This window comes from Pseudomonas fluorescens, from assembly GCF_000967965.1.
GTDB classification, from domain to species: domain Bacteria; phylum Pseudomonadota; class Gammaproteobacteria; order Pseudomonadales; family Pseudomonadaceae; genus Aquipseudomonas; species Aquipseudomonas grandcourensis.
On record NZ_LACC01000072.1, the window covers coordinates 1 to 9,432 of the forward strand.

Below are 9,432 nucleotides of genomic sequence, written 5' to 3' on the forward strand. Positions count from 1 at the left end.
GAGCGTTACGACATCATCGTCAACTTCGCGAAAAACGGGATCAGCACCGGCGACAAGCTGTACTTCGTCAACCTGATGGAGCACCAGACCGGCAAGGGGCCGGAGTCTGCACCGCTGAGCCTGGCCGATGTCCTGTCCGGCAAGTACAAAGCGGTGCTCAAGCTCGGTAGCAACGGGCTGCAATGGGACGCTGGCGACCCGGTGGTGGGCAAGTTCCTGCAGATGGTGGTCCAGCCTTACGCCGGCCAGGACGTGAGCATGAACCCCGCCGACTACGAACCCGCCAAACCGGGCAAGGCGATGGGTAAAACCATGCTTCCGCTAACCCTCGACCGTGACGACCCGACAGTGCAGGCCAGACTGAAACTGGCGCGCCATCGCGAGTTCATCTTTGGCCGCTCCGACGGCACCGACGAAGCACCCTGGACGATCAAGACGGACGGCGGTTTAGGCTTCCAGATGGACCCTCGAGTCATCAGTGCTGCTCCACAACTGGCCAATGGCCCGACCCCTGCCGGGTTCTCCGGCGACGGCACCCTGGAAGTATGGAAAATCAAGAACGGCGGCAACGGCTGGAACCACCCGGTGCACGTGCACTTCGAAGAGGGGATCATCCTCCACCGCGACGGCAAGGCCCCACCGGAATGGGAAAAATGGGCACGCAAGGACGTCTATCGCATCGGCGCGGGCATCGACAGCTCGGTGGATGTGGAAATGGCGATCCGCTTCCGCGAGTTCGCCGGGACCTACATGGAGCACTGCCACAACACCCAGCATGAGGACACGTCCATGCTGCTGCGCTGGGATGTCGAGAACCCTGGTCAGTTCCAGTTGATGCCAACGCCCCTGCCCGGCTGGGACGGCGTCAACTACGTCAACTCCGCCGCGCTGCCAACCTTCCGCACTGGCGATACCCGTAACAACAACGACGGCGATAACCAAAAACCGATCGCCAACCCCGACAGCGCCATCAGCAATACTGGCCAACCGGTGATCATCAACGTCCTGGCCAACGACACCGACCCTGACGGTAACGTGCCACTTAAAGTGGTGGGGCTGGAGCAACCGGACTCCGGCAAGGGCACGGTCAGCACCGATGGTGTGCGCGTGACCTACACACCACCGGCCACGATCCCCGCGCCGTTCACCGCGACCTTTACCTATAAGGCCAGCGATGCCAAGGACGCGGAGTCGGAACCGGCGACGGTGTCCGTAGCGGTCTCGACAGCGGCCGTCGAAAGCCTGATCGTCACCAGCGCTACCGTCACCGCCCGCAGCAACAGCCGCTGGTATTGGGTCCTGTCCGGCACCACCTCCCGTGGCACGGGCAATACCATAACGGCGACTGCCACGACCACCACCGGTACGGTGAACCTTGGCACCGCCACCCTGACGACTACGGCTACAGGCGCACGCTGGAATATAGCGGTGACGACCGTCGGCAGTGGCCCGTCGCCTAGCCCGACGGCGACCATCAAATCAGCCTTCGGCAAAACCGTGACAGTGCCGATAAAAGCGAACTAGAGCGGATTGATCGACGCTCGGTCCATGCAATGTGGATCGGGCGTTTTTCTTTTGTGCGGCGTGCGGCGGGACCGAGGTTGGGTTAGTTGACTGTCGGTTCTATCGGCAAAGTGCCTGGCAGTCACCGCTGCGGCGCCACCATCCGGAAGCGGATATTGATCTCGTTGGACACCACACTGTCCGCCCACTCGCCCTCGCCGATCTTGAAGTCGTCACGCTTGAGCACCAGCTCGCCATCGAAGATGCCGATGGCGCTCTCCGATTTGAGCAGCACCGGCACACTCACCTCCCGAGTAAGCCCGCGCAGGGAAAGCTTGCCGGTGATGGTGTAGCGGTTATTGCCCAAGGCCTTGATGGACGTCGATTCGAAGGTCGCCACCGGATAAGTCGCGGTGTCGAACCAGGCCGGTTTTTGCAGCTCGGTATTGGCATCGCTGCTGCCGGCGTCGATGCTGATCAGGTCGATGGTCAGCGCGGCATGGGCGGCACCAGGGTTATCGGTGTCGAAGTCGAGCCTGGCCTTGAACTTGCCAAAAGTGCCGTAGGCTCTCGACCCCATCTGCTCATAGGTGAAACTCAAGGTGCTGGCCCTGGCGTTCACTTCCTTGTATTCCACGGCTTGCGCGAACGGCACCAGGCCGAACACCAACGTGCCAGCCAGAGCGACGCAACGCGCGGATCGAAGGTTCATGGCACTCTCCGGGAGGGCTCCCGTCTTGAATTGGCGTGCCGCTCAAGTCGGGTGGCATCAGATGGACTTAAGCAAACAACCGGCGTTAATTCCACCTCGCGCGTTGATTTGCGACCACCTGCCGCTGGCCGCCAGCGCTACCCGCACTCCCCGCGTTGCCACGCCCGCTGCAACAGCTCGATCACCTCGGCATCCGAGGTCTGGGAAAAGTCCATGTACCAATGGCCAATCGAGGTGAACCACTCGGGCATCAGCGGGCAGATCAACTCATCCACCTCACTGCGCAGCGCCTCCACCGTTTCAATCGGCGCCACCGGCACCGCCACCACGATGCGCGATGGCGCCTGCACCCGTAGCGCCTGAATCGCCGCCCTCATCGATGCGCCGGTGGCAAGGCCGTCGTCGATCAGGATCACCACCTGATCCTTGAGCTGCGCCGCCGGCCGCGTGCCGCGGTAGACCTTCTCGCGGCGCAGCAGCTCGCGGCTTTCCTGTTCGACCACGGCGTCGAATGCTGCCTTGGCAATCGGATGCACCCGCAGCGCCTCTTCATTACGAATCTGGATACCACCGCTGGCAATCGCGCCCATGGCGTACTCCGGGTGGGACGGCACGCCGAGCTTGCGCACCAGCATCAGGTCCAGGCGAACCTTCAGCGCCGTGGCCACCTCATAAGCCACCGGCACACCGCCACGGGGCAAGGCCAGAACGATGACATCGGGGCGATTGGCGTAAGGCAGCAACGGCTCGATCAAACGCCGCCCGGCTGCCGGCCGGTCTTGCAGGATGGAATGGGACAAGGGGCTCATTTGAAACCTCCCCAGGCGATGGCGCCTGTCGGCTCACAGCCCCCAAATTGTCGACCTCATGCAGGCCGACATCAAGCGCAATGGCCTACACCAACCGCTCAATCTTCTGATGCTGCCACACCAGCTTGTAATACAGCGTCTGCAACACCAGCATCCCCAGATACGCCACCGGAAACGCCATCCACACCCCTTGCAATCCAAACTTCGCATCCAGCAGATACGCCGCCGGCAACTGAATCCCCACCACGCACACTATGGAAATCGCCACCGGCACCATCACCGTGCCGCTGGCGCGCATGATGCCGCCGATGATCGCCTGGAAGCCAAACACCAACAGGCTCCAGAGCATGATGTGCAACAAGTGCTGGGCCATGTTAAGCGTCGCCTCTTCAGTGAGGAACGACGCCAGCAACCAGCTCGACAACAAGTACCCGAGCACCACCAGGCCACCGGTTAAACACACGTTGATCATCAGCCCGGTCCTCAGGATCGGCCCGATACGCTCGATGCGCCCCGCCCCGATCGCCTGCGCCCCAAGGATCGACGCAGTAATCGCAATCGACAACGCCGGGAACTGCACGTAATTGACGATCTGCGTCACCGCGCCATACGCCGCCGTCGCCTGGGAACCGTGCTGGTTCACCAGCGCCAGAATCACCAGCTCCGACAACGACAACACCACCATCTGCAACCCGGTGGGCAAACCGATGCGCAGCACCTTGCCGAGGATCGCCATGTCCAGCTTCATCGCCGCAAAGAACTCACGGTCCGGCGCCAGCGGATGGCCCTTGCCAATCAACCGCCACGCCAGCAACCCCATCGCCACCAGGTTACCCACCAGCCCGGCTATCGCCGCACTCTGAATCCCCATCGGCGCAAAACCCAACCACCCGCGAATCAACGCTGGCGTCAGCGCCAGCCCGACACAGGTCGACACCACCAGCGCCAACAACGGCGACAAGGTATCGCTGACTCCGCGCAGCAACTGCGTGAACAACACAAACACCAACAGCGACGGCATGATCCACAACATCACATGGGCATACGCCACCGCATCGTCCAGCACATCCGCAGGCGTCCCCAACCCCATCAACGCCGACCGCGCAAACACACTCCCCACCACCGCCGCCACCAACCCGATCAACACCCCCAACAATAACGTCGCTCCGGCAATCGCCTTCACCAGATGCGTCTCCCGCGCCCCCCACGCCTGCCCGATCAACACCCCCGCGCCCGCGCCGAGGCCGATCACCAGGGCGATGAAGAAAAACACGATGGGGAACATCCCCGACACCGCCGCCAGCGCCTGGGTGCCGAGCATCTGGCCGATGTAGATGCTGTTGACCGTGCCGGACATGGATTGCAGGAAATTCGACAGGACCATCGGAGCGAGGAAAAACAGGTAGGTTTTCCAGAGGGGGCGTTGGGGATTCGGTGTTTGCATTCGGGAAGGTCCATCTCGACGGCGTGAGCGATGAGCAAGGATAGCGTGGCTGGCTGAATCCAAGGGGCCGTGAACATCTCAGGTCTGTGTTTATATTTCCAGCGGCCTGAGGTGAAAGGTCTGAAGTTTCATCATCACGGATCTTACGTCAGCCTCGGAATTCCTCACCTTGCCCATGACCTTGATGAAGCTTATAGTCCGCCCCGTCGCCCAAATGGCGACCAGGTTTGGCGACCTGTTCGATCGGATGCAAAAGCACTGTGCTTTTTTGCAGATGCTGTTGCACCTTCGCAAAGCTGTCTTTATGGCAGCTGTGCGTGGGAGACCTTCGGGTCTGCCGGTTTTCCGATCCCGGTTCGCCAACCTGCGTACAGCTGTCACCCATTCGTTTGGCGACGAGTGAGGGACAGTCAACCTTTGCACTGATCGGAGTTTCATCTATGGAAAGATACATGCCTCTTACCGGAATCGACCTGAAACCGGCTTCCCTGCTCATCGACACCCAAGCCCCACTCGACGTCTTGCAAGCCATGGCCGACTACCGTATCCGGACAGTCACGCAGGTGCTGGAAAACATCGCCTATCGCTCCGAACTCGGTTGCGACACGGTAGTGCTGGAGGACTTTTCCAAGTTGCTGGTCATTCCGTTGCGCGATGGCTGCGATTTGATGGATGTGATCGGCCGACGCTTGCGAGCACAAGCAGCGAAATAAACAAAAACGGGTGCCTAATCAGGCGCCCGCTTTGTTTGCGTTGCATGCAGCCGGTTTAGTCACTCACAACACATTCCCCAAGTGCCAAACGACCCTCAGACCCAATGATAGAATCCTGTTTTGAAAAAGGAGTTTCATCTGTGGAGGCTGGAAAAAAGAGTTGCCCCTATTGCGCGGAAGTCATCATGGCTGAAGCCATCTTATGCAAACACTGCCAATCTGACCTCAGGCAAAAAAAACGAATCCCACCTGGGTGGCCACTACCGTCAGAAAAGAGAATGGGCCTGAACAGCAAGATCGTCGTCGGAATCATTATCGCCATCACCTTGTACCTGGCTTTCGGCTTTTATGTCAGCAACACATCGGAAGACAAGGAAAGAACGCAGGCCCGTGAGGCCGCCGAACGATGCCACGAGGAAGTAAACAGCTACTCCGGCCCGGCAGTCGGGAAAAACGTTATCGCAGACGTTTGTCGAAAGCTGGAGGTCGAATTCCGCAAGAATTTGGGCCACCTGCCATAGGAAAAGCCGAATACGAAGCCCGCCATTGAGCGTAATGCTGTTCACTTAAGGACGAACACTGTATCTGTGGCGAGGGAGCTTGCTCCCGCTGGGGCGCGAAGCGGCCCTAAAATGGGACTGCTGCGCAGTCCAGCGGGAGCAAGCTCCCTCGCCACAGGTTACTTATTGCTCGCTCTATCTCTTAAATGAACGGTATTGCGCCATCGAGCGGGCTTTTTTTGCCCTTGGCATCAGGCAGCAATCGGCCAGGAGCGGTCATTCCAGTTCTGTTTGCGCGAAACCTTGGAATCGGCCAACACGCCCTCATAACAGTGGCTATACACAACGTTCCCGTGAGGAAGGACAGACCATGACCAGACAAACCGAAACTGCCATTCTCGCCGGCGGCTGCTTCTGGGGCATGCAGGATCTTCTGCGGCGCTATCCCGGTGTGCTGCACACGCGGGTCGGTTATACCGGCGGCGATGTGCCGAATGCCACCTATCGCAACCATGGCAACCACGCCAAAGCCATCGAGATCGTCTTCGACCCTGCCGTGATCAGCTACCGGCAGATCCTTGAGTTCTTCTTCCAGATACACGACCCCTGCACGCCCAACCGTCAGGGTAATGACCTGGGCCCCAGCTATCGTTCGGCGATCTACTACCTCAACGAACAGCAACGCGACATTGCCGAGGACACCGCTGCCGATGTCGATGCTTCACACCTGTGGCCAGGCCGAGTAGTCACCGAAATCGAACCGGCGGGGCCTTTTTGGGAAGCGGAACCAGAGCACCAGGATTACCTCGAACGTATACCGAATGGCTACACATGCCACTTCATTCGCCCGAACTGGAAGCTCCCCAAGCGCGCCTGAAAGTCGAGTGTGTGAGACGCAGAGGTGAGCGCTTCTGATCGATAGCAGTCTGTCGAATCAGCTTGAGCTTAGCTTGAATGAACACGCAGCCACATTAAACAAGCCCTCCAAAGCCCCCCCCAAGGAGCAGCCATCGGCAGCTCCTCGGGGATCTACTTCGTCATTCAAATTGTGCCAGGCATAAAAAACCACCTTCAGGCCTGCGGAACTCATCGAAATGAGCCTCGTAGGTGCTTATCGATGACAATCACTCCTCTGAAACCCCTGGGTGCTAAGCAGGACGCGGTGCTTCAACAGGCGGGGTTCCGTCGTGAAACATCGTCTTCAGTTGAGCTCGCAGTTCTGGTGAGTCGGTGTGTTTGTGAACACTGACCGCATGCTGCGCGGCGGCCTCGAGCAGTTCGTTTTCAGAGTCTGCGGACAGTGCGATTGAGCAGTGGGAATCGCTCGGAAACTCGCGGCAGTCGATGTATTTACGCGCCATGAATGTTTTCCTCCCTACGACGAAGGCAGGCCGTGGCCTGCGTGAACGATCGCTCGACGCGTCCCCCATACATCAAACACGACTGCATGCCACATCGAGTGTGCCGATCGTTAAAGTATAGGCCCACCGATGTCAGGGAAGTTGTGCCAGACATAGAAATCGGCCGCGCGGAAACAGGGAACAGATCACGACGGCTCGGTATTTACCTGAAATCGTGGTCTGTCCCTTTTTATGCTTTTTATGGGGCCGCTACCATCCCCGCAAACGGGGCACTACACCCACCCATCCGGGCGTTTACCACCTAACTTGAGGAATGTTCCCCACTCCCCCCCTGCCCCAATTTGAAACATCAAGAAACAATTCGCTAATTAAATTGAACTTTTTCTTCGCCCCAGGGTAATGGCTCATTAGTTGCACACCCCAAGTACCCGCAACAGCTGTCATCCCGGACATCATGAAGACGGCGGGGCTTGCCAGATTCGGCATGACGCGAGGGGTGAAAAATGATACGCGCGACACTACCATGCAGCTCCATCGCCTTGCTGCGCAGGTCATGCCTGCCCTGTGCGATGCTCCTTACCGTGACTACCGCCAACGCCGTACCACTGGATGATTTCGGCCCGCCACCACCGACGGACCCCTCGGCGTATACCAATCCTGCGCCCGACCCCAAGGCTGCACTGGATTCCATACTGACCATGCCACCCGCCAACCAGGGCGCCATCGCCCTGCCCAATGGTGTGTACGGCACCCGCACCACGCCAACGACCGACAACGTGCTGCCGCCAGCCCTGCAGACATCATTCAAAATCCCCACCAATGGCAAGCCCAGCCCGTTGTTCGGGGCCCAGCCGTACACGCAGCAATTGCTGCTGTTCGAAGAATTCGGCACGGAGAAACTCGACCCGACACTGCCGGCACCGCCCCTGACCTTCCCGGTTCCGATCGTCGGCCCGGCGCCCACGCAGGACCCGAACAACATCGCCCGCAGCGGTCCTTCGGCCGCGGCGCTGGAAGCCTTCATGCGCCAGCCGGGGTTGTACCCGTTTCCGTCGCAGTACTCCAACGTGCTGGACCGTAACCCGTGGAAAGCGCAGATCGAAGCCTTCCTCAACCGTCACCCAGTCGGCTCGCCGGCCGAAGGTCGTCCGCCTGGAAAAGGCTGGTCGCACCAGCGCTGGAACGAGTTCTACCCACAGGTCGCCTTCAAAACCGTGCAAGCGGGCGCCAAGCTCAATGGCGGCATGCGCGACCGCCGGCAAATGCACAACTATGCTGTCGGTGAGTTCGGGCCTGGTGGGCTGTACTACCAGACCTCGGACATCCCGACCACGACCGGCACCACCAAAGGCATCGACACCCGTTTTCACCCCAACATGCCGATCCAGAATCACAAGGCGCTGTGGACCTTCGACGGCACCTTTCCAGTAAAACTGCTGATGGTGCGTTACGGCCAACCGGTGCTGATGCGTCACTACAACGCCCTGCCGATCGATCCGTCGGCCAACATGGGTTTTGGCCTGCACACCATTACAACCCACGAACACAACGGGCACTCTCCGGCCGAAAGCGACGGCTATGCCAACGCGTTTTTCTTTCCGGGGCAGTACTACGACTATCGCTGGCCGATGCAACTGGCCGGATACGACACCATCAACACCAACGCCCAGGATCCGCGCGCGGCGTTCCCCTGCGCCCCGGGCGAAACCCTGTATGTCAACGATGCCACTCCGGGCCTCAAGACGTGCAACAACGGCAGCATCAAGATCCGTGGCGACTGGCACGAAACCATGAGCACCCACTGGTTCCATGACCACATGTTCGATTTCACCGCGCAGAACGTCTACAAGGGCAACGCGGTGATGATGAATTACTACAGCGCTATGGACCGCGGTAACGAAGCCTTCGAAGACGGCGTCAACCTGCGCCTGCCCAGCGGTTCGGCGTTGCCTTGGGGTAACCGCGACTACGATGTGAACCTGCTGGTGGCCGACAAGGCCTGGGATCAGAACGGCCAACTGTGGTTCAACCCGTTCAACAGCGGTGGCTTCCTGGGCGATCAGATCCTGGTCAACTGGCAATACCAGCCGCGCCTGAATGTACGGGCGCGCAGCTATCGCTTCCGCATCCTCAATGGCTCGGTGTCGCGCTACTTGAGGATCGCGCTGGTGCGTGAAGTCGTCGGCACCGGCGGCGAATTCCCCGGCCCGACAGGTTCCGGCCTGTCTTATACCCGCGTACCGTTCCACTTGATCGCCAACGACGGCAACCTCATGGAACACACCGTGCCGTTCGACGGCAGCATGGACCTGGACGGTGACGGCGACCTGCAAAACCACAACGCCATCCTGCCGACCATGGGTATCGCAGAGCGTTACGACATCATCGTC

8 protein-coding genes and 1 pseudogene are annotated in these 9,432 nt (G+C 59.8%); 5 read left to right on the forward strand and 4 right to left on the reverse strand.

Going from position 1 to position 9,432, the window contains the following annotated elements; genetic code table 11:
• Positions 1-1,524, forward strand: a 1,524-nt coding sequence (locus tag VC35_RS28135; RefSeq protein ID WP_046044007.1) for an Ig-like domain-containing protein, incomplete at its 5' end; no start/stop codon positions are given.
• 121 nt (positions 1,525-1,645) lie between these two features.
• Here the strand turns inward: VC35_RS28135 and VC35_RS28140 are convergent.
• From VC35_RS28140 to VC35_RS28150, 3 genes are all read right to left on the reverse strand, one after another.
• A complete protein-coding gene (locus VC35_RS28140; protein ID WP_046044008.1) occupies positions 1,646-2,215 on the reverse strand; it encodes a YceI family protein in 570 nt (189 codons plus the stop codon).
• A 137-nt stretch (positions 2,216-2,352) separates the two neighbouring features.
• Entirely contained in the window at positions 2,353-3,024 is a 672-nt protein-coding gene (locus tag VC35_RS28145; RefSeq protein ID WP_046044009.1) for a phosphoribosyltransferase, read from the reverse strand.
• 85 nt (positions 3,025-3,109) lie between these two features.
• Positions 3,110-4,468, reverse strand: coding sequence for an MATE family efflux transporter (locus VC35_RS28150; RefSeq protein ID WP_046044010.1), 1,359 nt, complete (start codon positions 4,466-4,468; stop codon positions 3,110-3,112).
• A 440-nt stretch (positions 4,469-4,908) separates the two neighbouring features.
• On the opposite strand from VC35_RS28150, the gene VC35_RS28160 reads away from it, so the two are divergent.
• The 3 genes from VC35_RS28160 to msrA all read left to right on the forward strand — a co-directional run bounded on the left by VC35_RS28160 (position 4,909) and on the right by msrA (position 6,558).
• Positions 4,909-5,181, forward strand: a complete 273-nt coding sequence (locus VC35_RS28160; RefSeq protein WP_046044012.1) for a hypothetical protein — start codon at positions 4,909-4,911, stop codon at positions 5,179-5,181.
• Positions 5,182-5,366: 185 nt separating this feature from the next.
• Entirely contained in the window at positions 5,367-5,702 is a 336-nt protein-coding gene (locus tag VC35_RS28165) for a hypothetical protein (protein ID WP_223464474.1), read from the forward strand.
• Positions 5,703-6,051: 349 nt separating this feature from the next.
• Positions 6,052-6,558, forward strand: coding sequence for a peptide-methionine (S)-S-oxide reductase MsrA (msrA, locus tag VC35_RS28170; protein ID WP_046044014.1), 507 nt, complete (start codon positions 6,052-6,054; stop codon positions 6,556-6,558).
• A gap of 271 nt (positions 6,559-6,829) precedes the next feature.
• On the opposite strand, the gene VC35_RS28175 is transcribed toward msrA, so the two are convergent.
• Positions 6,830-7,042 carry a DUF1059 domain-containing protein gene (locus tag VC35_RS28175; protein ID WP_008001113.1) on the reverse strand — a complete coding sequence of 71 codons (213 nt, stop codon included), beginning with the start codon at positions 7,040-7,042 and terminating at the stop codon, positions 6,830-6,832.
• A gap of 569 nt (positions 7,043-7,611) precedes the next feature.
• Between VC35_RS28175 and VC35_RS28185 the strand changes: the two are divergent.
• Positions 7,612-9,432, forward strand: a pseudogene (locus VC35_RS28185) (copper oxidase); the annotation flags it as partial.